The sequence below is a fragment of the Aliivibrio sp. EL58 genome, assembly GCF_900312675.1.
Taxonomy (GTDB): Bacteria; Pseudomonadota; Gammaproteobacteria; order Enterobacterales; family Vibrionaceae; genus Aliivibrio.
On sequence record NZ_OMPC01000009.1, the window covers coordinates 1,002,299 to 1,025,613 of the forward strand.

General features: G+C 39.6%; 23 protein-coding genes. 9 read left to right on the top strand and 14 right to left on the bottom strand.

All coding sequences use genetic code 11. From position 1 onward, the window contains the following. The first annotated feature begins 66 nt into the window (after positions 1–66). The 4 genes from ED622_RS15480 to secF all read left to right on the top strand — a co-directional run bounded on the left by ED622_RS15480 (position 67) and on the right by secF (position 4,434). Complete coding sequence (locus ED622_RS15480; protein WP_122035551.1) at positions 67–981, top strand: LysR family transcriptional regulator; 915 nt, start codon at positions 67–69, stop codon at positions 979–981. Between the two features lie 71 nt (positions 982–1,052). Continuing rightward, complete coding sequence (locus tag ED622_RS15485) at positions 1,053–1,595, top strand: hypothetical protein (protein WP_122035553.1); 543 nt, start codon at positions 1,053–1,055, stop codon at positions 1,593–1,595. Positions 1,596–1,707: 112 nt separating this feature from the next. After that, positions 1,708–3,531 (top strand): protein translocase subunit SecD, encoded by a 1,824-nt coding sequence (gene secD / locus ED622_RS15490; protein ID WP_122035555.1) that lies wholly within the window; start codon positions 1,708–1,710, stop codon positions 3,529–3,531. A gap of 3 nt (positions 3,532–3,534) precedes the next feature. Continuing rightward, entirely contained in the window at positions 3,535–4,434 is a 900-nt protein-coding gene (secF, locus tag ED622_RS15495) for a protein translocase subunit SecF (RefSeq protein ID WP_122035557.1), read from the top strand. Positions 4,435–4,583: 149 nt separating this feature from the next. Here the strand turns inward: secF and kwaB are convergent, their stop codons facing one another. The 3 genes from kwaB to ED622_RS15505 form a co-directional block, all read right to left on the bottom strand. Continuing rightward, positions 4,584–5,534 (bottom strand): anti-phage protein KwaB, encoded by a 951-nt coding sequence (gene kwaB / locus ED622_RS15500; protein ID WP_122035559.1) that lies wholly within the window; start codon positions 5,532–5,534, stop codon positions 4,584–4,586. Beyond that, entirely contained in the window at positions 5,527–5,955 is a 429-nt protein-coding gene (gene kwaA, locus ED622_RS20175) for an anti-phage protein KwaA (protein WP_371413444.1), read from the bottom strand. The genes kwaB and kwaA overlap by 8 nt, the downstream gene beginning before the upstream one ends. A 607-nt stretch (positions 5,956–6,562) precedes the next feature. Next, on the bottom strand, positions 6,563–7,057 hold the full coding sequence (locus ED622_RS15505; RefSeq protein WP_122035561.1) for a YcxB family protein: 495 nt from the start codon (positions 7,055–7,057) through the stop codon (positions 6,563–6,565). A gap of 166 nt (positions 7,058–7,223) precedes the next feature. Between ED622_RS15505 and ED622_RS15510 the strand changes: the two genes are divergently transcribed. After that, on the top strand, positions 7,224–7,883 hold the full coding sequence (locus tag ED622_RS15510; protein WP_122035563.1) for a CatA-like O-acetyltransferase: 660 nt from the start codon (positions 7,224–7,226) through the stop codon (positions 7,881–7,883). A gap of 159 nt (positions 7,884–8,042) precedes the next feature. On the opposite strand, the gene ED622_RS15515 is transcribed toward ED622_RS15510, so the two are convergent. Together ED622_RS15515 and ED622_RS15520 are read right to left on the bottom strand one after the other, a co-directional pair. Then, positions 8,043–8,549 (bottom strand): GNAT family N-acetyltransferase, encoded by a 507-nt coding sequence (locus ED622_RS15515; RefSeq protein WP_122035565.1) that lies wholly within the window; start codon positions 8,547–8,549, stop codon positions 8,043–8,045. Between the two features lie 100 nt (positions 8,550–8,649). Continuing rightward, the gene (locus tag ED622_RS15520; protein ID WP_122035567.1) at positions 8,650–9,216 is read right to left on the bottom strand and encodes a TetR/AcrR family transcriptional regulator; all 567 of its coding nucleotides are present in this window, start codon (positions 9,214–9,216) and stop codon (positions 8,650–8,652) included. Between the two features lie 324 nt (positions 9,217–9,540). On the opposite strand from ED622_RS15520, the gene ED622_RS15525 reads away from it, so the two are divergent. After that, positions 9,541–10,032, top strand: coding sequence for a VOC family protein (locus ED622_RS15525; RefSeq protein ID WP_122035569.1), 492 nt, complete (start codon positions 9,541–9,543; stop codon positions 10,030–10,032). A 146-nt stretch (positions 10,033–10,178) separates the two neighbouring features. Here ED622_RS15525 and ED622_RS15530 read toward each other — a convergent pair whose 3' ends face one another. Continuing rightward, the gene (locus ED622_RS15530; RefSeq protein ID WP_122035572.1) at positions 10,179–11,711 is read right to left on the bottom strand and encodes a phospholipase D family protein; all 1,533 of its coding nucleotides are present in this window, start codon (positions 11,709–11,711) and stop codon (positions 10,179–10,181) included. 94 nt (positions 11,712–11,805) lie between these two features. After that, a complete protein-coding gene (locus tag ED622_RS15535) occupies positions 11,806–12,957 on the bottom strand; it encodes an alpha/beta fold hydrolase (protein ID WP_254052645.1) in 1,152 nt (383 codons plus the stop codon). A 193-nt stretch (positions 12,958–13,150) separates the two neighbouring features. On the opposite strand from ED622_RS15535, the gene ED622_RS15540 reads away from it, so the two are divergent. Then, a complete protein-coding gene (locus tag ED622_RS15540; RefSeq protein WP_122035577.1) occupies positions 13,151–14,875 on the top strand; it encodes a DEAD/DEAH box helicase in 1,725 nt (574 codons plus the stop codon). Positions 14,876–14,910: 35 nt separating this feature from the next. Here ED622_RS15540 and ED622_RS15545 read toward each other — a convergent pair whose 3' ends face one another. Further along, the gene (locus ED622_RS15545; RefSeq protein WP_254052646.1) at positions 14,911–15,336 is read right to left on the bottom strand and encodes a cytochrome c; all 426 of its coding nucleotides are present in this window, start codon (positions 15,334–15,336) and stop codon (positions 14,911–14,913) included. Between the two features lie 224 nt (positions 15,337–15,560). Between ED622_RS15545 and rplY the strand changes: the two genes are divergently transcribed. Next, entirely contained in the window at positions 15,561–15,839 is a 279-nt protein-coding gene (rplY, locus tag ED622_RS15550; protein WP_060990479.1) for a 50S ribosomal protein L25, read from the top strand. A gap of 304 nt (positions 15,840–16,143) precedes the next feature. Next, complete coding sequence (locus ED622_RS15555) at positions 16,144–16,590, top strand: META domain-containing protein (protein ID WP_122035581.1); 447 nt, start codon at positions 16,144–16,146, stop codon at positions 16,588–16,590. A gap of 126 nt (positions 16,591–16,716) precedes the next feature. Here the strand turns inward: ED622_RS15555 and ED622_RS15560 are convergent, their stop codons facing one another. Genes ED622_RS15560 through ED622_RS15585 form a run of 6 tightly spaced genes read right to left on the bottom strand, consistent with a single transcriptional unit; the run spans position 16,717 to position 23,311 of the window. Beyond that, positions 16,717–17,952 (bottom strand): beta-ketoacyl-ACP synthase, encoded by a 1,236-nt coding sequence (locus ED622_RS15560; RefSeq protein ID WP_122035583.1) that lies wholly within the window; start codon positions 17,950–17,952, stop codon positions 16,717–16,719. Next, positions 17,949–18,674 (bottom strand): 3-ketoacyl-ACP reductase FabG2, encoded by a 726-nt coding sequence (locus ED622_RS15565; protein ID WP_122035585.1) that lies wholly within the window; start codon positions 18,672–18,674, stop codon positions 17,949–17,951. The genes ED622_RS15560 and ED622_RS15565 overlap by 4 nt, the downstream gene beginning before the upstream one ends. An 8-nt stretch (positions 18,675–18,682) precedes the next feature. Then, positions 18,683–19,153 (bottom strand): hotdog family protein, encoded by a 471-nt coding sequence (locus tag ED622_RS15570; RefSeq protein WP_122035588.1) that lies wholly within the window; start codon positions 19,151–19,153, stop codon positions 18,683–18,685. Beyond that, on the bottom strand, positions 19,150–20,340 hold the full coding sequence (locus ED622_RS15575; RefSeq protein WP_122035590.1) for a beta-ketoacyl-[acyl-carrier-protein] synthase family protein: 1,191 nt from the start codon (positions 20,338–20,340) through the stop codon (positions 19,150–19,152). The genes ED622_RS15570 and ED622_RS15575 overlap by 4 nt, the downstream gene beginning before the upstream one ends. 5 nt (positions 20,341–20,345) lie before the next feature. Next, on the bottom strand, positions 20,346–20,975 hold the full coding sequence (locus ED622_RS15580; RefSeq protein ID WP_122035592.1) for a DUF3261 domain-containing protein: 630 nt from the start codon (positions 20,973–20,975) through the stop codon (positions 20,346–20,348). Next, on the bottom strand, positions 20,975–23,311 hold the full coding sequence (locus ED622_RS15585) for an MMPL family transporter (protein ID WP_122035594.1): 2,337 nt from the start codon (positions 23,309–23,311) through the stop codon (positions 20,975–20,977). The genes ED622_RS15580 and ED622_RS15585 overlap by 1 nt, the downstream gene beginning before the upstream one ends. Positions 23,312–23,315 lie beyond the last annotated feature (4 nt).

The window sequence follows — 23,315 nt, forward strand, 5'->3', positions numbered from 1 at the left end:
TTGATTAGATAGGAAAAAAAGGAAACACTGTTGCATAAATCTTACCAATCAATAAGGAACAACCTAATGATGGATTTGAATAACATAACTATATTAAATCAAGTCATTGATTCTGGAAGTTTTACTCAAGCTGCTACTAACCTTGGTATGACAAAATCAACAGTAAGTAGAAAGCTTGCTGAGCTTGAGGAGCATTTAGGTGTGAAGCTGATCACTCGCTCAACCAGAAAATTAGGGTTAACCCAAGAAGGTGAGATTTTTTATCAAGCCAGCGTCAAAGTGCTTGATATCATGCAACAAACTGAATTAGAGCTGACCGCAAATCAAAATTTAATTCGTGGTCACCTTAATTTAGCCATGCCCGTAGAGATCGGCCACAACGTTATGTCTGATTACATCAACAGCTTTCTTAAACGCTACCCTGAAGTTTCTATTAACCTTGAAATGACCAATAGAGAAGTCGATATCATTGGCGACAGTATCGATCTTTATGTGCAAATTGGTGAGATCAACGACTCTTCGTTAGTCGCACGAACCATCGACTTTTCTGAACGTATTATTGCGGCAAGCCCTGAGTATTTAAGCAATTACGGCTATATTGAAACACCAGAAGATCTCCAAGCTCCTCACCATCAAATTAAAGTCGTTAACGCAGTTAAAGTCCCTAATCTTTATTTTAATCAGGTAGATAAGGCTATTCGCGTTAATCTACCTTATCGCTTAAAGGTCAATACAGTAACGGCCTGTAAATCAGCCTGTTTAAGTGGCTTAGGCATTGCCTCTTTACCTGAGTTCATATGTCGAGAACACATAAACAATGGCGAGTTAATTCGAATATTACCTGATTGGGATTTACCTCGAGTGGCTATCAGTTTGGTTTTCCCTCAGAACAAGTTACTACCGAAACGATTAAGAGCCTTTATTGATCATGTACTTGAACGCTTTGAATCAAAAAACACTCCGAAAAATAACGCTGATTAATAAACAAAAATTACATCAATTTTTCTGAATTTATTAATTTCACTTGCCAGTAAGGTCATACATCGAATACGATGCGATGGTCTATTAACATCATCACTGGATTTTTCGTGGTACAACTGTTTCGATTATTGATAATTTGTCTTTGCTTTGGGGTAAGTTCGCTTGCTCAGGCATCTGCATATCATCAAAACGACGACAGCCACTTTGTAGAGCTGACGATTGAACAGCACTCTACGGTTCCAGTAACGATTTCCGTTGATAACTCTCATATCCAATCTATTGATTTTGTTACTTGCAACATCAATAGTGCTCAAACAGACTCGACGACATTACATTCTAAAAGCGCTTCTCAAAGCCACGATGTAAATTTAGGCATCGCCTACGCTTCTCGTATGGCGAACTTGGCCCGTCATGAGCCAGAAGAAGTCTTTCCGGTTTATGAACTGGCGTTAGAGATTCCAGCAATTCCCTCTGAACAATTAACCATTGGTTATCAAGAAAAACCAAAACCAACGGTCAATTGGGCATTAAATACCTATTCATCTACTTCTCGAATTTCGGCTTGGAAGGAAAGTAACCTTCTCTACAGCCAGCGGTTATACCCACACTCTTAATTTCACACTCAAAATCCATTGATTTATCACTTAGTTATTATTCGTTTATTGCGAACTAACTAGATTTGTGACTTTTTCGCATACGCAACTTCGTATGTGAGGTGAAATTATTATGCAAAGAAAACAACCGATACAACGACTAAACCATTATTCAAAATGGAAATACATCGTTCTTATTACGACCCTTATTATTTTATTATTAAGCGCTATCCCTACTTGGTATGGTGAAGATGCTGCCGTTCAAATCACCAATAAAGACGGACAAATCCCTTCTATTGTTCAATTACAAAATACGTTAACCGACCAAGGAATTACCGTTAAACGCATCGAACAAAAAGGCGATAAAACCATCGTTATTTTGCAAGATGAAGCACAGCAAGCAAAAGCAAAAAGTGTACTTGGTAGCGTCATTGACGAAGACCAAAAAGGCACAACGATTGCGTTATCTTTAGCGCCAGCAGCTCCTGCTTGGTTACAAAACATGGGATTTGAACCAATCAAACTTGGTTTGGATTTACGTGGCGGTGTGCAATTCTTACTCGATGTTGATGTAAACCAAGTTTTCCAAGCACAACGTAATGAGCTTTCAGATTCTTTAAAACAAGAGTTACGTGAAGAGCGTATTCGTTCTGTTCGTATGCAAAAAGAAGGCACTGATAGCTTAGTGGTTCGCCTTCCATCTGAAGAAGCAAGCCACGCTGCTCGTGAGTTTATCCATAAAAACTACCCTACTTGGCAGATCTCAAACGGTGACGGCTTTGATCTTAAGCTAACACTAAAAGAAGAAGAAAAAATTGCGGTTCGTAACCTTACGGTTCAACAAAACTTACAAACCATGCGTAGCCGTATTGAAGAATTAGGTATCACTGAAGCCTTAGTTCAACGTCAAGGTGAAAACCGAATTCGTATCGAGCTTCCGGGTGTTCAAGATCCTGCTGCTGCAAAAAATGTTATCGGTGCTACCGCGAGTCTTGCTTTCTATGCAGTAAAAGAACAAAGCACTGGCAGCACAATGGAAGTTCCTGATGAGAATGGCCGCCCTGTACGTGTAGGTAGAAAACCAGTACTAAGTGGTGACCATATCGTTGATGCTCGTGCAAGCTTAGGCGAAATGGGCATGGCGGAAGTAAACATTGTTCTTGATAGTTCAGGCGGCAAAATCATGTCTGAGTTCTCTCGTCACAATGTTGGTAAACCAATGGCAACGTCGTACAACGAGTACGGTCGTAACAGCAAAGGCGAAACCACTCAAAGTAACAAAATCATCAGTGTAGCAACTATCCAAAGTCAACTTGGTAGCCGCTTTAGAATCACAGGTTCTGGCTCACTTCAAGAATCTCAAGAACTTGCTCTACTTCTTCGTGCTGGCTCACTAACTGCGCCTGTGACTATCGTTGAAGAGCGTACTATTGGCCCAACATTGGGTGCTGAGAATATTCAAAATGGTTTTGCTGCTTTAGGTCTTGGTCTTGGTCTAACTCTACTGTTTATGGCGTTTTGGTATCGTCGTTTAGGTTGGGTGGCTAACATTGCTCTTGTTGGCAACATGATCATGCTGTTTGGTCTACTTGCACTTATTCCGGGGGCAGTTCTTACCCTTCCCGGAATTGCAGGTTTAGTACTGACGGTTGGTATGGCGGTTGATACTAACGTACTTATTTTTGAACGTATTAAAGATAAACAGAAAGAAGGTCGAACATTAGCACAAGCGATTGATAGAGGCTTTAGTAGTGCATTTGGTACCATTTTCGATGCCAACTTCACCACAATGATTACCGCAGTAGTTCTATACACTATCGGTAACGGCCCTATCCAAGGCTTCGCATTAACTCTGGGTTTAGGCCTATTAACCAGTATGTTCACAGGCATCTTCGCGTCACGTGCCATTATCAATTTAGTTTGGGGTCGTGATTCTCGTCATGATGTTAGGATTTAAGTTATGTTTATAAATATGAAAAATGCAACAAAATGGCGTCACATGACGAGTGTGGTTTCTATCGGTTTAATGATTTTTGCATTATCGATGATAGCAACTAAAGGCCTTAACTGGGGTTTGGATTTCACTGGCGGTATCGTAAGTGAAGTTCAAATTGATAGCAAAATCACAAGCAGTGAAATTGCGCCGTTATTAGATGCTAGCTTTAAACAAGATGTGGCGGTTATTGCCTCTGGTGAGCCGGGTCGTTGGGTATTGCGTTATGCGATTCCACCAAAAGGCGTTGAACTTCCACCACTGACTGAGGTACTTGCTCCTCTGCATTCAGAGGTTCAAGTATTGAATACCAGTATCGTTGGTCCACAAGTCGGCCAAGAGCTAACTGAACAAGGCGGCATGGCGCTATTAGTGTCGGTTTTGGTTATCTTAGCGTACTTGAGTTACCGCTTTGAATGGCGTTTGGCATCTGGTTCTCTGTTTGCCCTAACCCACGATATCGTGTTTGTACTTGGTTTCTTTGCTGCGACTCAAATGGAGTTTAACTTAACCACCCTAGCCGCTATTTTGGCTATTTTAGGTTACTCGTTAAATGACTCGATCATCATTGCAGACCGAATTCGTGAGCTATTAATTGCCAAACCTGAGTTATCTATCCAAGAGGTAAATAACGAAGCGGTTGCTGCAACCTTCTCTCGTACTATGGTGACATCAGGCACAACCCTAATCACTGTTGGTTCTTTATGGTTATTAGGTGGTGGTCCACTAGAAGGCTTTGCGATTGCGATGTTCATCGGTATCGTGACCGGTACTTGGTCTTCTATCTCGGTGGGTACAAGTTTACCTGAGTACTTTGGTTTGAATTCGGATCACTACAAGCCGAAGCCAATTTCTGAAGAGCCGTAAGGGCTTGGTTTAGATAATAGACGATAAAAAGCCGCAGAAATGCGGCTGATGTTGAGGGATCTGGTTTAGGCTGGATCCCTTTTGTTAAAATATAATAACGTAAAATTATTAAGTTCTATTAAAGATAAAATCACAACAAATTTGAGATTTTACACTCTATCTTTTACTTTAGCGTGATAATTCTGTTTCGTTAGCTCTGACACAAGAAACTCCTCATCTAGCAATTTTAAAAAATTATCACACCTAGCTAGACTATTAAGATCGAATTTATCTCCAGTCGCATTTAATTTAAGCTTTTCTTTAAATACTGGATGATTTATTGCAAAGTCTATCAACTGCTGATTTGTCAGGTTACTTTCCACAACAGCTGAGCCTTTAAATACCTTTACAAACTTGCGCGCAAAAGACGTATCGTTATCAAGTTTACTTTCGAACTTAACAGAACAATCTACTAACGACATAGCCCTAAGGTCTGATATAAAATCTTTAGCTTTAGCTCTAATAATTTTATCAAACGCAAAGTCCCTTTCAAATTTACTAGGCTCTTTAATCAAATAATAATCTTTAACACGTGCAAAAATAAAATCAGTATTCAATCTAATTACATCTTCACTAACAGGAATAATCCGGTTGTTACTAAAAGTAACCATAAATTTAGATTCATGTTTAAACAGGTTTACCGCTCTCACCAAATTATAGAAGCTCATTGATTCACCTTTATCACTTTTTAGGCGAACAACTACAGCATGCACATCTTGAAGCCCTTTGTGCTTTATTGGGTATATATCAATCTTTCTATTTGCAGGAAGAGTATGCGCAGTATCAATTGCATCTAATTCAACTATTCTATCGCTAAAGTCATAATAATATAAAGCATGTGAACGCCCATCATTCTGAGAAAGAGGAATACAGTCGAATGCTATGTTCTCAATATAAGTTTTAAGTAAAAAATTGACATATCTTGTTTTGTAATCTTGTAAAGCCGTATTATCGATATCTGAATCAAGTACGTTATTAAACTTATCCAAGAAAAAAACTTTAATTCCTGTGCAATTAGTAACAACATCTTTAATATCACTTTTAATCTTAGTTTTATTCATTTTTTATCTCTCTAACAAAACAGACGGAATCTGAAAGAAACTTATAATGTACATTTGAACCTGCATTGAGTTCACTCTTCGAAATAACCATAATTGATGAATAAAAAGAATTACAATCCGAAAGATCAGCTTTGTATAATCGATAACCAAATATAGCAAGTGTAGGATTTGCATAGTATTTTTCAGTTTTAACAAATATCACTCCGATTACAACCAGTAATAAGACATAGGCAATCACTTTGTTAATAGTATCAAAACTCATACCTGAAAACGGAATGATATACGTAGCTAAAAAAGTTAGATTTTCATAATCCTCACCTTTACACTCAATGACAGTTAAAGTATCGCCAACGCCACCAGAAAGATATCGTTCAAATTGTCTGCGTAAATATTCACATATAACATCAAAGTGAGTGAAAATACAAAAAGTAAGTCTTCGATTTTAAACTTATCTAAATTCCATTCGTATAAACTTGTGAATGCTTCAACTCGAAATGTCAAAACGGCAATCATCAAAAAAAGAAAATACAATGAAAGTACATATAACTGAGATTGTTCTTTTGTCCCCAAAGCTCACCCTTCATAGTTAATCTGCGGTACAAGAAATAAATGAGTCTTTAAGCCTCTATTTTAACTTAACCAAGCAACTAAAACCTATTGATATTAACACCTATAAATGGTGAGTGTATATTGACTTGTCTACCTTTTACAACTTCATAATCTTAATTATGTCATCAAAATCGCATTCAGAAAGAAAATATATAGTCATTACGATATTCAAATCATTTAATGATGCGATTAACCCACCTATTCACATCAAAACATGATTCGATTAGAGGTGTTATTCGCATCACAAGTGCATATTATTGAAAAATAGTGAGATATGTTTGCTGAGTAGTTCAGTTTGAATACGGCTGAATATTAGGAGGTCTGGTTTAGGCTGAGTCAATTTTTGTTGTAAATCGAAATAGTGCGACAGTGTCGCACCATTTGAGTAGGTCACATTATGTTGTTCGGGGGAGTTGGTATTACTTTGCTTTTGCTATTGCGTGCTGCTCTGCAATGAAGGCGATCTCTTTCTCATTTAAGCAAGATTTACTGACATATTGGCGCTGTTTACCCATATGCAAGATAAACCCTAAATCGCTTTGTTCAAGTTGATCAATTTCACCCCATGAGATGCTACGAGTGATTTTAGCGCTTTTATAACTCACTCCTTTAGCGTCAGCCTGAAACACCACTTTAGTGCCAGAGAGCGAGCTGATTTTTTGTCGCCATAACCACCACGTTCTCTTAAAGTAGATACTAAGCCCCTCAATAATACTCAAAACAATAAAGAACCAACCAACATATCCATTAGGTAATAGTTCAAGTCTTAATAAAACCACACCAAAAAGAAGAAAAAGAATTCCTTTTAAATAGGCTTTTGGAAATTTAACAGGGTGACTAGTTTGATCATAACACTCGGCAAAGAAAGTCTTGTCGAGAGTGTATTCTGTGGTGACACTAAAATCTTTAGACATATAGGGCTACTTTACTGTTTTATGTGAATGAGTCTCTATGCTGCGATCTCGCAACTTAGGCATTGTACCGTTTCTCGGTGCTTTTCTACATTCAAATATATCTTAAAGTCGATTAGGTATATAGAATCAGCCCAACGAAAATCAGTGAACTCTATAGGGAAATCAAATGGCGTATAAAGTGCTAGATGTCAGTCAATGGGCACGAGCTCAACACTTGAAGTTTTATCAAGGTTTTAGTCACCCTTGGTATAACATCTGCTCTAATATCGACGTAACGGCCCTGCACCAATATTGTAAGCAGCACAATCACCGTTTCTTCCATGCTTATCTTTACCTAACTCAACAAGCGCTAAATAAATGTGAACCGATGAGCTATCGTCTTATGGGTGAAGAAGTACGTATTTACTCGCCTATGTGTGTCAGTGTGGCACTACTCGCCGATGATGATACGGTGCGTTTTTGCGATTTAGACCATGAGCCTACGTTTGCTGACTTTACAATAAGCGCAACGAAAGCCGAGACCCGAATTAAGAACACGCCTTTTATCGTAGAGCAGTTCATTGGCCAAGAAATGAAGCAGAATACGATTCATTTAACCGTATTACCATGGGTCGATTTCACTAGTATGACTCATGCTAGAGACGTTAACTTCCCTGACAGTGTGCCAAAAATGGCATTTGGGAAACTGGTTCAACACGGTGATCAATGGCGTATGCCACTGTCTGTTGAAGTGCATCATGGTTTAATGGATGGTTTACACGTAGGGCAATTCATACAGACATTACAAGCGATGTTTGATAATCCATCACTGCTTGAGCAAGCTTAATAAGGTTTATAAGGTTTATATCTCGACTAAGATGAGCGTTAATGCGCTCATCTTAAAGAATATCCCATGATACTATCGATACCCTATTCAAATCAAAATGTGATTAGATTAGGGATATTAAGATAAATGAAAAATTGGAACGCTTAGCATCCCAATTAATTATACTTGCTCGGAAGGATGACTCCATATTTGTGGTTCAGAATAAGGACCAGTAATACTTGATGTCGACTCACCTACACCGTCTAATGCACCTTCAGTCAACGCTAACGCAAACCAATTCTCTAATGGTGCTAACGATTCCACAGGAAGTCCTACTTTATGAGGTGTATTGTAACGTTTCGCGTAATGATGGATTTCACCCATAATAAACACTACATCTGGTGCTAACTGCTTTTCAGCCTCTTCCATTAATCTCGTTGCGTAGCCTTGACGTTGGTAACCTGGTAATACGGCTAAAGGAGCCACTACATAACATTTTAAATGTGGTGCCGCATCTATAGTAATAGGTGTATAACACGCATGTGCGACGCCTTCATAAACGATAGAGAAGCTACCGTCTGCAATTAGGTTATCTGCAAATTCAGCATACAGTTTTGCGTGTCTTTCATCATAAATACCACCTGCTGCTGCGAAAGTGTCGTATTGAATTTGGTAAGGGGTTTTCATTTTTATAAATCCTTAATTGTATCTTTATTAAGATAGAGTATTGCTACTATTATTCGTTAACCAGAAACACCACGGCCAATAGTTAATTTTCTAAAAACAGTTATAAATCGAGTAATAACTGATATTTTTTGATAAAGCGTTCTTTAATTTGCAGTAGTGGGTAGTCTTCATCTGAGAACAAATAGTTAAGTGCAATACCGTCTATTTCTGCAATGAGCATATGACTATCAACAAAGTGATTAGCGTTAGGTATATCGCACAAAATTCCATCAAAAGATGCCATCATTAATTTATAACGCTCGTCTAATAAATCTTTCAGAATCAACCTCATTGATGGCTGACATTTCACCTGATAGTCAAACTGATAAAATAATTTTTGCTCTGGGTTTGTCATTGATAAAAAGATGTGTTCTAACAGAGTAATAAACTTCTCTTTTACCGACGCCTCTTCATTAAGCAAGTTCGCATTTTCACTAACGTTACTAATGATCTCTGCCATACGAACAAAAACGGCTTTCAGTAAATCCTCTTTATTTTTAAAGTGATGAAATACTAAACCTTTTGATACGTTTGCAGATTCACAAATCTGTGCAATAGAGGTTTTCTCATAACCTTGCACTGCAAACAGCTCAATTGCTGCTTTTATTGTTTGTTGTTTTTTGTCCATGACAATACCCCTTCAATTCACAAACCGACTATCCGGTCGGTAATTATGGCGAAATATTATATTAGAAGAATAACGTTGGCAAGCGTTTAAAAAATAGGAACCTCTTAAGCTTTATAAAAAGACGGTATTGTTTAATCGCTAAGTAAGCGATGAATTCTTAAATCAAAAGTTAACCATAAAAATTATTATTACCTTTCCTTATTTCAATAACAAAATATTATTATTTCAATAAAATTTGATAATTTCACGTAATCCACATCCTTGCCTATACTCTCTTACATCGAAACAGCATAACGAATTATTAAAACTTATTTGGAGTACATTATGAAAATGAATCACGTTGGTATCATGGTTGGTGACATGGACAAAGCTGTTGAGTTCTACACTCAGGCTTTAGGTCTTAGAATCGTAATGAACAACACGAAAGTAATCGAAGAGCGCGAATCGGCGATTGGTCGTATGTGTATCGCCGTATTTGGTGAAGGCTTTAAAGGCTTCAATATTGCGCACCTAGTAACGTCTGATGGTATCGGTATTGAGCTGTTCGAAATGAAAGAGCGCCAAGAGCGTCATGATGTAGACTTTTCTCGTCTAGGCATCTTCCACTTCTGTCTACAAGTGCCAAAAGAGCAGTTTGATACTGCAATCAAGCGTGTTGAAGAATATGGTGGCAAGGTTCGTATGGACATCATGCGTTACCACCCAGAAGACGAATTAAAACAAGCACAAATGGTTTACCTAGAAGACCCATTTGGCAACCTATTCGAGTTCTACTCTCACTCATACGAAGATACATACGCGACTGATTACGAGTAATCATTCTCCGTAAAATTGCATTAAAAAAGGATTGGTAGAGATACCAATCCTTTTTCTATGTAAGCAATAAAATGTTTAATAAGCCTGCTATAGCTTAATCTGTAGTAAGTGCTAAATCACAACGTAGTACATTAAGATTATTCGCATCATAGATACTTTTCTATTGGCAGCAGCTGCAAAAACTGAGATTCAAAACGCTCCCATCGACCAGTTTCTGGTTCTTTTTCCCAGCTTTTATCGCCTGAATACCAACGAACCTCGCCTTCTTGCAATTTCAAATGCCAACTGTTTTCATCACCCATTGCGTGTTCTATATCGCTAGCAAGGCTTTCTGCTATTTGTTGATCTTCAATGACAAGAATGGATTCTGTATTCAGGTAAGTTGAGCGTAAATTGAAGTTAAAAGAGCCGATACTCGCGATACGATCATCAAAAACAGCAGACTTGGCGTGAAGTCCATAAGGTAATATTGGCGCACATTTGGTAATGTCACGGGTCGATTCTTCACATAACCCAGCTTCTGGTTTTAATTCATATAGCTGAATACCATGTTCAAGCATATCTTTACGGCGGCCTGCATAACCTGAATGATTGGTGGTTAAATCGTTCGATGCCATTGAGTTAGTTAGCGCTTTTATCTCAACGCCCTTACTAACCAATTCTTGCCACCCTTCTAATTGGGCATCATCAAAAATTAAATACGCCGATTCTAATAAGATTTCTTTATCTGATTCACTGGCTAATTTCGCGAGCGCTTTCGCCGTTGCTTTTGGTTCACTGGTGTTATCTTTATCTAAAGGAACAGGTCGGTCAGACACAAAATGCGCATTCACCCAAGTCATCTTTGCTGTTAACTCTTCTAAGAACTGATAGGCGGTTTTATTGCCTTCCGGTAAAGCAGGATAATTTGTGTAAATTGGCGCGGCTATCTCATCCAATACGGGTTGATCTGGTGATGTTGCCTTACCCAATAAATCAACAGGATAAGACCAAGTACTGTCCCAATATTCTGCAAAACTGGTTTGAATATCACCGACCACTGAGCCCATCACCAATACATCGCGATCACGAAAATTAATCTCTTCAGACAAATCAAAATATTCATCACCAATATTACGCCCACCCACCACAGAGAAAGCCCCATCAACGGTAAACGATTTATTGTGCATACGACGATTTAGACGAGAGAAATCCCCTAAGAAGTTCACCCATTTTGTTACTCCACGACGAGTTGGAATAGGGTTGAATATGCGGATATCGACTTGAGGATGTGAGTTAAGCGCAATCAAGAGATCTTCACGCTCGTTTAAGTTGATGTCATCGAGCATAACGCGAACTTTTACACCGCGATCAGCCGCTGCAAGTAAACGGCTTGCAAGGTAATGACCTGATGCATCTGAGTTCCAAATATAATATTGAATATCAATGCTGTGCTCTGCTGTCTCTATTAATGCCAGGCGCTGTGCTAATGCATCCCAACCCTTATCTTGTAATAAAACTGCACTGGTTTCTTTTGTCGCTGGTTTAGGCTGATATACCTTACTCAACTCCGTTAATGCACTTGGTAATGAAGTAACGATGGGCTCATTAGGATGCTGAACCTCATCAGGAAGCGATCCACACCCTGAAAGAATAGCGACGAAAAATAAGGTGATATTAATGCGTTTAAGCACAGACATTTATTAAACTTCCTTTTTTAATATTGAATAACTAACCCTGAAAGGTCTGAAATTGATGACGATGTCTCTATAAAAAGAGAGTATATCAGACTCATCACTCACGCTCTGTCTCTATCCAAAAATTCGATAAATCATCAAATAACTCGTCATTATTTAAAATACTTAAATGGTTTTCATCATAGCCGCGGATCTGTTCCGCATGTAACTGTGCTTGGCGGTTTAACTGACTTGATAAATCAATCACACCATCATTGCTGTCTGTATTAATGAAATTACCCGAGTTATAACCAAACAACAAAAAGTGAGGAGTGTTGGCTTTATTTCTATCTTTGAATAGCTCTTTAATAAACTCACCATCTGGGTTTAAATCCACCCATACAGGCATGACGACTGGTGAGTATTCTACGCCCTGTTTTGCTGACTCAACGCCACCAAATGGTGAAGAGATGGTTGAAATACTATTAACGAAATCACACAGTGTTCCAAGATTACATTGACGTATATAGTTTTCAACTACGAGGCCACCCATGCTGTGCGCGACAATGTGCATTTGTTGGATATTGTATTCATTCGCTACGGTATACAACACATTAGCAAGACCTTTTGAGGTTAAAGACAACGATAGGCCTGAAGGATAATTAAATACCCACACTTGATATTTGGATTTATCTACTTTTTCAATTAACGGCGCGAGCTCTAGCGCCGTTGAGTTGATCCCATGAACAAATAAAATTGGGATCTTCTTTGGATCGTATTCAGATAAAAAATAGAGCCCAGTATTGTTTTCAAGCAAAAAAGTGAGTGGCTGCCACATGCCTAGTTCTGCATTTTCTTTATCGAACGGTGGATCATTTAAATTGACTACTTTACCAATATTTACTAAATCTAATTCAATGTTAAGTAATGACGATAAAGAGCGTCCAACAAATGCTTTAGGGATCGTTTTTTCATTAGCTTTTAGGGTGACAAGTATTTCCGTTTTCTCTTTATAATCGTGCAGATTAATAAGGCTAAATGCTTCGTCAGCTTGCAGTGTTAAATCTTTATTCTTATCTTCAAAAAGTAATAAATAATGGATGTCATTCGACATTTGTAAATTAATGCTCTCGCTACCAATAATGGCATCGTAGCCATCAATCTCACTCTTATTAATGTCTTTAATTTGCTCGATCACAACTGCTGAACCAGAAACAGGTTCACTCAAGGTAAGCGTATACTCATTAGTCAATGAATCAAGCGTCTTCATCTCACGGGATAAGTTTTTAAAATTACTGCAACCAGATAAAACTGAGCTCAGTAATAACAAAATACATAGAGATCTCACTGTCGTACTCATCCTTAAATTAACAACCTGTTTTAATACTAGCAAGAAAACAAAGAGAGTAATTTTTTATATTCTGATATGATGCGAACTTGTCTTTACCACTGTGTTTATATCCATGTATACATTACGACCTTACCAACAAGATTCTGTTAAAGCCGTTATCCATTATTTCCGAAAACACACAACGCCTGCGGTGTTAGTGCTGCCTACCGGTGCCGGAAAAAGCTTGGTGATAGCTGAATTAGCACGAATAGCAAAAGGTCGTGTGTTGGTACTTGCTCACGTTAAAGAGCTTGTCGAACAAAACCATGAAAAATACGAAGGCTATGGTGAAGAAGCCTCTATTTTCTCTGCCGGATTAGGTCGTAAAGAAACCGATAAGAAAGTGGTGTTTGCCTCTGTGCAATCTGTGGTGCGTAATCTTGATTCATTTAAAGATCAATTTTCGTTATTGGTAATTGATGAGTGCCATCGCGTGCCAGATAACAAAGACACCAGTTACCGTAAAGTGATTGAGCACTTACAAACCCAAAATGCGGGTATTAAGGTGCTTGGCTTAACCGCGACACCTTATCGTTTAGGTATTGGTTGGATTTACCAATATCACACTCGCGGCCAAGTCAAAACTGATACACCTCGTTTTTTCCGTGATTGTATTTTTGAATTGCCTATTCAATATCTATTGGATGAGGGCTTTTTAACCCCTGCAAAACTCTTAGATGCCCCAGTATTAAGTTATGACTTCTCGCAATTAAAGCCAGCCTCTACCGGTAAATACAAAGAATCAGAATTGGATTTGGTGATTGAAGAATCCAAACGCGCCACCCCACAAATTGTTCAGCAAATAGTGGAATACGCCAAAGACAGAAAAGGTGTGATGATCTTTGCTGCCACGGTTCGCCATGCTCAAGAAATATTGTCACTACTACCACCAGAGCAATCTGAGCTGGTAATTGGCGATACTAAAGTTGTCGAACGTGATGCCATTATTCAACGCTTCAAAAAACAACAAACCAAATTTTTAGTTAATGTCTCGGTATTAACCACGGGCTTTGATGCCCCTCATGTTGATTTAATTGCTATTTTACGTCCAACAGAATCGGTCAGTTTATACCAACAAATCATTGGTCGTGGATTACGTTTAGCGGAAGGAAAAACAGAGTGTACGATCTTAGATTACGCGGGTAATTGCTACGATCTCTACCAACCTGAAGTGGGTGACCCTAAACCTGACAGCAACAGTGAGATCATCACTATTCCCTGTCCTGCCTGTGGTTTTAATAATAACTTCTGGGGTAAATTAGACAGTAATGGCTTTTTACTTGAGCACTTTGGACGTCGCTGCCAAGGCTATTTTGAAGATGATGAAGGGACTCGTGAAGAGTGCGGTTATCGCTTTAGAGCCAAATATTGCAATGAATGCGGTGCAGATAATGATATTGCTGCACGTATTTGTCATGAATGTGATGCGATCTTAGTTGATCCCGATAAAAAGCTAAAAGAAGCACTAAAATTAAAAGATGCTAGGATCCTCAACTGCATCGACTTAACCCTTACCGCGGGGAAAAATCAGTTCGATAAACCACAAATCAAAGTGACCTATTTAGGTGATGATGATTCTGAGCTGCATGAAGTCTGGCAAATGACGACTAAAAAACAAAAGCAATTATTTTTGAATAACTTTGTTCGCCCTCATTTGGTTGATAGACACCGTCCATTTGAAGAAACAACCGCAATTAAAATCGCGAATAACCAACACCGTTTTCGTCCACCGAGTTTTGTGATTGCGCGTAAACAAGGTAAGTTTTGGTCTATTCGCGATAAGATCTTTGAAGAGTAATCTGTTTATAACAGTCATCCGCTTTTAAAACACGATTACCACAGTGAACGATAATTCATATGACACGAGCGGCACTGAGCGAACGCTTTATCAAGCGCGGCTCGTGCTGCAACTTCATCTTGTTCTACTGCGGCTTCGCTGATTAACATAAATTGCTGCGATAACGTATCAAACTTGCCTTCAAATTCGGCTTTTTGAACCCAAATTTTAGTCCGTGCTCGGCTGTTGTCTGCACTGCCTTCTGGAAACAGGGTTTTCTGCTCTTCTACTGTTAAATGCGCACTTTGGGCTAACGGCATAATACGCTCCCAATTTAATACGTCTTTATCAAATTCATCATCTAACAAATCAGCGGTCGCATCAAGATGTTGAAAATTATCCTGTCGAGCCTCTATCTCTTGAGCGTGATCCGCAGCTATCACGGAAAAAGAAAATAACGCGACTATCCCTATTTTTTTCATACTTGCCTCCATGCAGTTATTTTATTGTTTATGCATTCATCGTTTTAATTTTACGATAGTTTTTTCACATTAACAAAAACCTAGCAAAAACACACGAAAATAGGTTGTTAGATAAATAATCGAATGGTACTATTCGCGCTCGTTTTTCGAAACGAAAAGTCTGTTAAGTTAGGTCGCTAAGCTTAATGGCATTTTTTTATTTTACTATTTTGAGAGTAAAGACTATGAAATTTGAAGCAGTAGTACGTACTGAACAAGGTAAGGGTGCGAGCCGCCGCCTTCGTCACGCTGGTAAATTCCCTGCAATCGTTTACGGTGGCACAGAAGCTCCAGTATCAATCGAACTAATCCACAGTGATATCATCAACCAAATGGATAAGCCTGAATTTTACGAAGCAATTGAGCTAGTAATCGATGGCGCTACTGTTAAGGTTAAGCCGCAAGACGTTCAACGTCACGCGTTTAAGCCTAAAGTTGAGCACATGGACTTCATCCGCATCTAATTCGAGTCTTTTTTACTCTTTTGCATTATGTTATTTCTTTCTTACCAATTGAAATAACAACCCCTTTAAAGCCCTGATATTACCAGTATCGGGGCTTTAATCTATCTAGCGTATAGAATCACAGAGCCCCTCTATTTTCTTCTTATATAAAAACTAAGATCTTCTTCCCATTTAGCATTCTAATTTATAAGACAATTGTTATTGGACAGTGTTTTTTACTTTTTACTGACAATATTGGGTTATTCTCTTCTATACTTCTGTATATTAAAAAAAGCAAAACTTCATAAACCAGTTAGGAGTTAAAATGAAAAAATTATTAGTGGCTGTATCTTTACCTGTATTAATGGCTGCATGTGCAAGCAATGGCGACAACCTAATGGCTGACACTCAAGTTTCAGCAGATATGCTTCAACACCACAACTGGCAGTTAACTCAAGTTGACGGTAAAGACGTTGCTACTCCTGAAAAAATGGAAGCACCACGTCTTGAGATTGGCGAGAAAATGACAGCTAATGGTAACGCTGGCTGTAACAACTTCTTTGGCCAAGGCGAGCTAAATGAAGAAGGTCAATTCCGCATTGAAAAAATGGGAATGACAATGAAAATGTGTATGGGTGATGTGATGACAACTGAACAAGTTATGTCTAGCACTCTATCTACATGGAGCGACATTACGCTTACTAAAGAAAACTTGATCCTTAAAGGTCAAGAGCACGAATTAACATTCACACTGCGTGATTGGGTAAACTAATCAATCAGATCGTGTAACTTATTCTATCTTCGATCTAACCAATCTGAAGATACAAAAAAACCGGTGAATTCCCCTCACCGGTTTTTTCTTATCTGTTATTTCAAATTTATCACTTAAAAAGAAAAACTACGCTTCAGTCCAACGCTTAAAAATAAGTGATGTGTTAATGCCACCAAAAGCAAAGTTATTGCTCATGATGTAATTGCAATCAATCTCGCGACCTGCGCCTGTGATGTAATCCAACTTGCCACAACGCTCATCAACATTGTTCAAGTTCAAGGTTGGGCTAAACCAATTGTTACGCATCATCTCTATCGATAACCACGCTTCAATTGCACCACAAGCCCCTAATGTATGGCCAAAGTAAGACTTCAGTGAACTGATTGGCATCGATGAACCAAATACGTTTTCTGTGGCTGTACTCTCTGCAATATCACCACGTTCAGTTGCGGTACCATGAGCCGATACATAACCAATGCTCTCTGGCGACAAGTTTGCGTCTTTTAATGACATTTCCATACATAGTTGCATGGTTTCCATTTGAGGCTGTGTTACGTGGGCTGCATCACAGTTACTCGCAAAGCCAACTAACTCAGCATAGATGGTTGCACCACGAGCTTTGGCGTGTTCATATTCTTCTAATACTAATGCACCTGCCCCTTCGCCAATCACTAGACCATCTCGGTCTTGATCATATGGGCTTGGTGAGGTTTTAGGTTCATCATTTTTTAAGCTTGTTGCAAACAGAGTATCAAATACCGCAGATTCTGTTGGGCATAACTCTTCAGCACCACCAGCAACCATTGCGGTTTGGTAACCATGTTTAATGGCTTCATACGCATAACCAATCGCTTGGCTACCTGACGTACACGCACTGCTGGTTGGGATAACACGACCACGTAAACCAAAGAACAAACCAACGTTTACCGCAGCTGTGTGAGGCATCATTTTTACGTAAGTCGTTGCTGTAATCGCTTTGGTACTTTTCTCACTCAGCATGACACCGAATGCACCAACAGCGTCTGTTGAACCTGTCGATGAACCAAAAGCAATACCGGTTTGTCCATTGGTTAAAACGTCATTACCAATCAAACCACTCTGCTCTAGTGCCTGCTCAGAAGCAACTGTAGATAGTAGTGACACTCGGCCCATTGAACGGATCTTCTTACGGGTGTAATGCTTTGGTAACGTAAAGTCACCAATCGGTGCAGCAAGCTTTGTATTTAGGCCATCATAAACCTCAAAGCTTGGCATATATTGAGTGGCATTTTCACACTTACGAAGGTTTTCGCCTACGGTGTTCCAATCACTGCCTAGGGCTGTCACGCCAGACATGCCTGTAACAACTACACGACGACTCATACTAAACCACCATTGATTGAAATAACTTGGCGAGTCACATAACCCGCAACATCTGACATTAGGTAGCTGACAAGACCTGCGACTTCTTCTGGATCACCCATACGACGCAGTGGCACTTGTGGCAAGGCATGTTCTTTTACATGTTCATCAACCATACCGGTATCAATCAAACCTGGAGCGACACAGTTTACGGTAATTTTTCGTTTCGCTAATTCTAATGCTAACGATTTAGTCGCCCCAATCACACCCGCTTTAGCGGCGCTGTAGTTAGTTTGACCACGGTTACCTACAATGCCCGAGACTGACGCTAGTGTCACAATACGGCCACCTTTACGCAGTTGAACCATAGGCATTACGCAAGGATGAAGTACATTATAGAAACTGTCTAAATTGGTATGAATTACCCCATCCCACTCTTCTTCTGTCATTGCTGGGAATGCTGTATCACGAGTAATACCCGCATTACTCACAACGCCATAATACGCACCATGAGTTTCAATATCGTTTTCTAATCTCTCTTTACACTGTGCGCGATTACTAATATCAAATTGAATTAAACGGCCTGAACCGCCGTTTTCTTCAATCGTCGCCAATGTTTGTTCTGCGCCTGCTTGATCACTCATATAGTGAACAACTACATAAAACCCATCTTTTGCTAGCTGCTCTGAGATAGCGCGACCAATACCTTTACTGGCTCCGGTCACTAATACTTGTCTTGTCATGGTTCCCTCTACTGCTTATCTTGCTTAGGAGCGAGAAGCTCTTCTAATTTTTCTTCTGTTGGTACAAATACATTAAGCTGGCTCGAAGCTACTTGCTGACCATTTGATTCAATATAGCAACTGAATACTGCCATGCCATTATTCTCAAGTACTTGCTCTGCAAAAATGTCGAGTGTGTCGCCTTGTTGAAATTCACTGCACTCTGCTTTGTATTTTCGGCTGCCAAGCAAAAAGCCTATCGGTGACTTATTGCCTTTTTTCCATGCGTGGTAACCAGACCACCCTGCAACACTTTGTGCCATGAACTCAATACCAACCCACGCAGGAATGGTTTTTGTTTCATGATTAAAGAAAATATTCTGCTCGCTAATGGTCACTCTGCAGTGAATAGACAACTCTTGTACATCAATCAACTCATCAACTAAAGCTAATGGCATATCATGAGGCAAAAGGTCGATTAAATCTGGAATATGGCTCATGAATGATACCCAAAAATTAAACTAATATTGTTGCCACCAAAAGCAAAAGAGTTACTGATGATCGCTTTCTTTTCTAAACTCTGGCTTTGAACTAAGTTAATCTCGGCTAATTCAGGATCAATCTCACCATCGTTGATTTGCGCAGGTAATGCTAAATTGAATTTTAGTATATGCCAACAAATTGAAGCCTCAATAATACCAGCCGCCCCTAACGTATGCCCAGTTAATGGCTTGGTTGAACTGATTGGCGTTTGAGAACCAAAAACAGCATGCGCAGCTTTCGATTCCATTGCATCGTTCAATGGTGTCGCTGTACCGTGAGCATTAATATAACCAATGTCCGTAACATTAAGCCCTGCATCTTTTAAGGCTTTTTCCATCGCTTCTATCGCGCCTTTTCCTTCTGGATGAGGGGCTGAGATATGATGTGCATCTGAGCTATCACCTGCGCCTAATAGAGCAATGGGATCATCGGAGTCTTTTTGTTCTGCGCTCAGTAGCATATACGCACTTGCTTCACCGATGTTAATTCCTTTTCTATTCGGACTAAATGGTAAACAAGGTGTATTTGATAACGCTTCAAGGCTATTAAAACCGTTTAGCGTTAACTTACATAACGTATCTGTGCCACCAACGATAACCGCATCCACAAAGCCTGATTTTAATAATCGCTTTGCCGATAAAAAAACACGACCGCTAGAAGAACACGCCGTCGAAATTGCATACGTTGGGCCTGTAAGTTCTAAATACTCTGCAATAAATTCCGCAGGATTACCCAACTCTTGCTTATGGTAATGATAGCCATCAGAAAACTCACCAGAATTTAGCTTTGCGCTAAGTGCGACTTCACCATCAGAGATCCCAGAAGTACTTGTTCCTACTACCACCGCAATACGATCAGCGCCGTACTTTTCTTTTGCTTGCTGAATTTGATCTTCGATTTGCTGTAATGCTGAGAGCACTAATTGATTATTCCGAGTATCAAATGCGGCTAAACGTGATGGAACGGTAGGCAGCTCACCTTCCGCTTTTCCAACAACGGTCGATTTTCCATCATTTAGCCAACCATCTTCTGCTCTCATTGATGGCGCTTTGGTGCCTTGAAGAGTCTGATGGATATCAGCTATCTCTTTGCCTAATGCGGAATGCGAACCACAGGCATGAATATATACAGGAAATTCGCTCATTTTATTTATCCATTATTCTTTTGAGTTTGTGCTTCTTGCGAATGTGAAAACGTTTTTATGGTAATAATATAGCCCAAGTGAGGGCTGCTTAGCGTGATATCACCACTCAGCTTGTCTTGGATTGAATCATAACGAGCATCAAGGATAATATTACCCGACTCATCACGCAGTATGCGATGGTTTCCATTTTCGCTTAACTGCCAATTGATACTATTCAATGATGACTGCCACGCATCCAGCGGCCACAAGGTAATCATGACATTAAATAATACTTGCTCTGGAGGCGGGAGTGTATCCGCAAGCCCTGCCATCACATAGGTTTCTAAGGTTAGACCGTCATAATCTAAACTCAATAGACGAGAGCCCCATGAAGCAAAACCAGCAAGAACAAGGTCATTACCAGTTAACTGTAATTGAACAGGAAGTTGTTGTTTAGAACCTTGAAACTCAACCGAGATCAGCTGACTCAACGATAAATCACTACCATATTGCTCTGGCTGAGGTAGCGTAACAAAGGTTCCTTGAGCCACCTCAACTTGATTAGGCTGTTTGATCGGTTTTGATGCACATCCCATAAGGATAAACGATAAAATAAAGACACTAAAATAACGGAGTGTTAACGGCTTACTCTGCATTATTTATCCCTTTTACTGTGAGTATGAGAGGGTGTTAATTGACTGAGTGGTGCAAGTAACCAAGCGACAATGATACCTGTTAATACCGTGATACCAAAACTGTGGATCGCTTGGGTTTCACTTAATGCCAATAATCCAAAAGAAAGAATGGTCGTTAGTGCCGATAAGGAAATCGCCAATAAGGTACTTTCTTTATGAGAGTTATCTGCTTGCTTGTTCTGCTCAGCAAAAAAGAGTGTGTAATCTATCCCTATTCCTAAAATCAGCATTAACGCTAATAAGTTAAACAGATTTAATGGCACGCCTGTTAATACTGTCACCGCAAGGCCTGCACAACCTGCGATAAACGGAGGCAGTACAATTAAGAACGCTTGTTTGATTTTATAGCGAGGCAATAGCAGTAAAAAAATTGCTGCATACGCCATTAGTAACAGTTCCGTAATTCGTTGGCGGTATTGAGCAAATAAAGTGGAAATCTCTTCGGCTTTATTGAGATAGGTCGCGTCGTTATTTTTAGCAAACTCACTCAATGTTGCACTGTCTACCTCTTGATTAAAGGTTATCACCGAAGCAAATACATCATCAATATGACCAAGCCACAAAAAGCCTACGGTTTCTGATATTGGTGATGCTAAAAACCCTTCAATCGTTAGAGCTTGATACGGTTGTAATGCTGACAGTGCTTGCTTTTGCTGTATCACTTTTTGATAAGCATCTGCTTGCTGTTCATATAAATCAGTAACGAGTTGATAGTTCTCTTGCTGTGTTTTTTGTGATGGTACATAACGGCTGATGGATTGGAAACCACCAAAGTCACCACTCTGCTCAAGCTTATCTGATACTCGCTCTAACTTTTGTAATAACGCTTCTTCTGTCTTTGCTCTAACCAACAATAATTGTTGAGATCCGCCAACACCGGTAATGGCTTTTATCTCTCTTTCTTGCTGCTGTAATGCTTGAGGCAGTGCTTGAAGTTGGCGAATATCATCATCGTATTTCGCCTGTGTTACTCCAAATACTGAAGCGATTAAAAGGCTAAATGGCAGTACTAAGCGGATAAGCGGTTGTTGCCATACCAATAGCCATTGACTAAGCGCTCGTTGAGCAGGAATAACATGGTGCTTGCTCGGCTTACTGGCTAATACCGGATACCAACAGACAACGGTAAAATAAGCGGCGGTTAAGCCAATCGCAGAAAAGAGGGATAATTGCTGTAAGCCAGGGAACGGCGCAATCAACATGCCAAGATAGCCAATTAAACTGGTAATTAAGCCCAGTGTGATTGCAGGTAAAAGCTGTTTAATGCCTTCGACAGAGTTCCACTTAGCTCCGGCATTTAAACGATCGGTTAAGAAGTGAAATGCATAATCTATCGAGACACCAATTAAACTGGCACCAAATACCAAACTAAATAAATGAATAGAACCAAATAAGCTAATGGTTAATACATAGGCACAGAATAAGCCTGTGGTAATGGATAACAGGGCTAACGCTAATGGTAACGTACTGCGATAGACCACCAAAACCAGTACAAAAATACCAATTAATGAGCCCAGACCTATAGTACTGATCTCGCCTTTTGCACTCTCTGTTCCATGAGCTGCATAAAAGATAACGCCAGTATGTTGAATATCAACGTCAAACTGGGTTTCTATCTTCTGCTCTACTGTCAGTAAATCAGGTAATTGCTGCTGTAAAGAGAGCTGATAGGATGATCCGGCAAGATCGGCGGTGATCACGATGTATTTCTGTTGATCCACCATGGCTGTTAAGTAACCATTCTCAATTTGGATATTACCTGAGCTTTGAACCAAGCCTGATAAATAATCTCGAAACAGTAAAAAGGGATCACTTTCTAACTCAGCGCCAGTGACACCAGAAAAAGGATTGTATAGCGCATGCAACACTTGCTGTATTTGCTGCTCTGGTTTATCGGTTAACTGCTGTTTCTGTTTCTCACTTAACAATTGCGCTCGTGCAGGAAAGTAGTATTGACCCCACGCTTGCTGCTGATTTTCACTCACCGTTGCCGTCACTGAATCAAACATAGGCAATTCAGTTAAGGCTTGGCTAAAATTATCAACCGCTGTAATCAGTGTTTTATCTTGGCCCTGCGTTTGATGTACGACAAACACCACTTTATCACTCATGGTGTTGGCAATATTATCAAAGGCTTGTTGAGCGACCGGATCTTGTTGATTATCTGGCAGTAGCGCTAGAATATTAGTTTCAATCGGTAATGCGCCTTTGGTGCTGGCTTGATAGCCAAACACACCTAAGATTATCAGCAATACCAATGACCAAATTAACGCCAGCAAACGCGGTTTCATTATCATCTAT

Excerpts from the sequence above, each read along its gene's own strand:
- ED622_RS15570 (WP_122035588.1), bottom strand. The coding sequence starts at position 19,153 with ATGAGCCATATTCCAGATTTAATCGACCTTTTGCCTCATGATATGCCA.
- ED622_RS15565 (WP_122035585.1), bottom strand. The coding sequence starts at position 18,674 with ATGACAAGACAAGTATTAGTGACCGGAGCCAGTAAAGGTATTGGTCGC.
- ED622_RS15505 (WP_122035561.1), bottom strand. The coding sequence starts at position 7,057 with ATGTCTAAAGATTTTAGTGTCACCACAGAATACACTCTCGACAAGACT.
- ED622_RS15515 (WP_122035565.1), bottom strand. The coding sequence starts at position 8,549 with ATGAAAACCCCTTACCAAATTCAATACGACACTTTCGCAGCAGCAGGT.
- ED622_RS15535 (WP_254052645.1), bottom strand. The coding sequence starts at position 12,957 with ATGAAGACGCTTGATTCATTGACTAATGAGTATACGCTTACCTTGAGT.
- ED622_RS15510 (WP_122035563.1), top strand. The coding sequence starts at position 7,224 with ATGGCGTATAAAGTGCTAGATGTCAGTCAATGGGCACGAGCTCAACAC.
- ED622_RS15485 (WP_122035553.1), top strand. The coding sequence starts at position 1,053 with ATGCGATGGTCTATTAACATCATCACTGGATTTTTCGTGGTACAACTG.
- ED622_RS15520 (WP_122035567.1), bottom strand. The coding sequence starts at position 9,216 with ATGGACAAAAAACAACAAACAATAAAAGCAGCAATTGAGCTGTTTGCA.
- kwaB (WP_122035559.1), bottom strand. The coding sequence starts at position 5,534 with ATGAATAAAACTAAGATTAAAAGTGATATTAAAGATGTTGTTACTAAT.
- ED622_RS15530 (WP_122035572.1), bottom strand. The coding sequence starts at position 11,711 with ATGTCTGTGCTTAAACGCATTAATATCACCTTATTTTTCGTCGCTATT.
- secF (WP_122035557.1), top strand. The coding sequence starts at position 3,535 with ATGTTTATAAATATGAAAAATGCAACAAAATGGCGTCACATGACGAGT.
- ED622_RS15575 (WP_122035590.1), bottom strand. The coding sequence starts at position 20,340 with ATGAGCGAATTTCCTGTATATATTCATGCCTGTGGTTCGCATTCCGCA.
- ED622_RS15545 (WP_254052646.1), bottom strand. The coding sequence starts at position 15,336 with ATGAAAAAAATAGGGATAGTCGCGTTATTTTCTTTTTCCGTGATAGCT.
- ED622_RS15540 (WP_122035577.1), top strand. The coding sequence starts at position 13,151 with ATGTATACATTACGACCTTACCAACAAGATTCTGTTAAAGCCGTTATC.
- rplY (WP_060990479.1), top strand. The coding sequence starts at position 15,561 with ATGAAATTTGAAGCAGTAGTACGTACTGAACAAGGTAAGGGTGCGAGC.
- ED622_RS15580 (WP_122035592.1), bottom strand. The coding sequence starts at position 20,975 with ATGCAGAGTAAGCCGTTAACACTCCGTTATTTTAGTGTCTTTATTTTA.
- ED622_RS15585 (WP_122035594.1), bottom strand. The coding sequence starts at position 23,311 with ATGATAATGAAACCGCGTTTGCTGGCGTTAATTTGGTCATTGGTATTG.
- secD (WP_122035555.1), top strand. The coding sequence starts at position 1,708 with ATGCAAAGAAAACAACCGATACAACGACTAAACCATTATTCAAAATGG.
- ED622_RS15555 (WP_122035581.1), top strand. The coding sequence starts at position 16,144 with ATGAAAAAATTATTAGTGGCTGTATCTTTACCTGTATTAATGGCTGCA.
- ED622_RS15525 (WP_122035569.1), top strand. The coding sequence starts at position 9,541 with ATGAAAATGAATCACGTTGGTATCATGGTTGGTGACATGGACAAAGCT.
- ED622_RS15480 (WP_122035551.1), top strand. The coding sequence starts at position 67 with ATGATGGATTTGAATAACATAACTATATTAAATCAAGTCATTGATTCT.
- ED622_RS15560 (WP_122035583.1), bottom strand. The coding sequence starts at position 17,952 with ATGAGTCGTCGTGTAGTTGTTACAGGCATGTCTGGCGTGACAGCCCTA.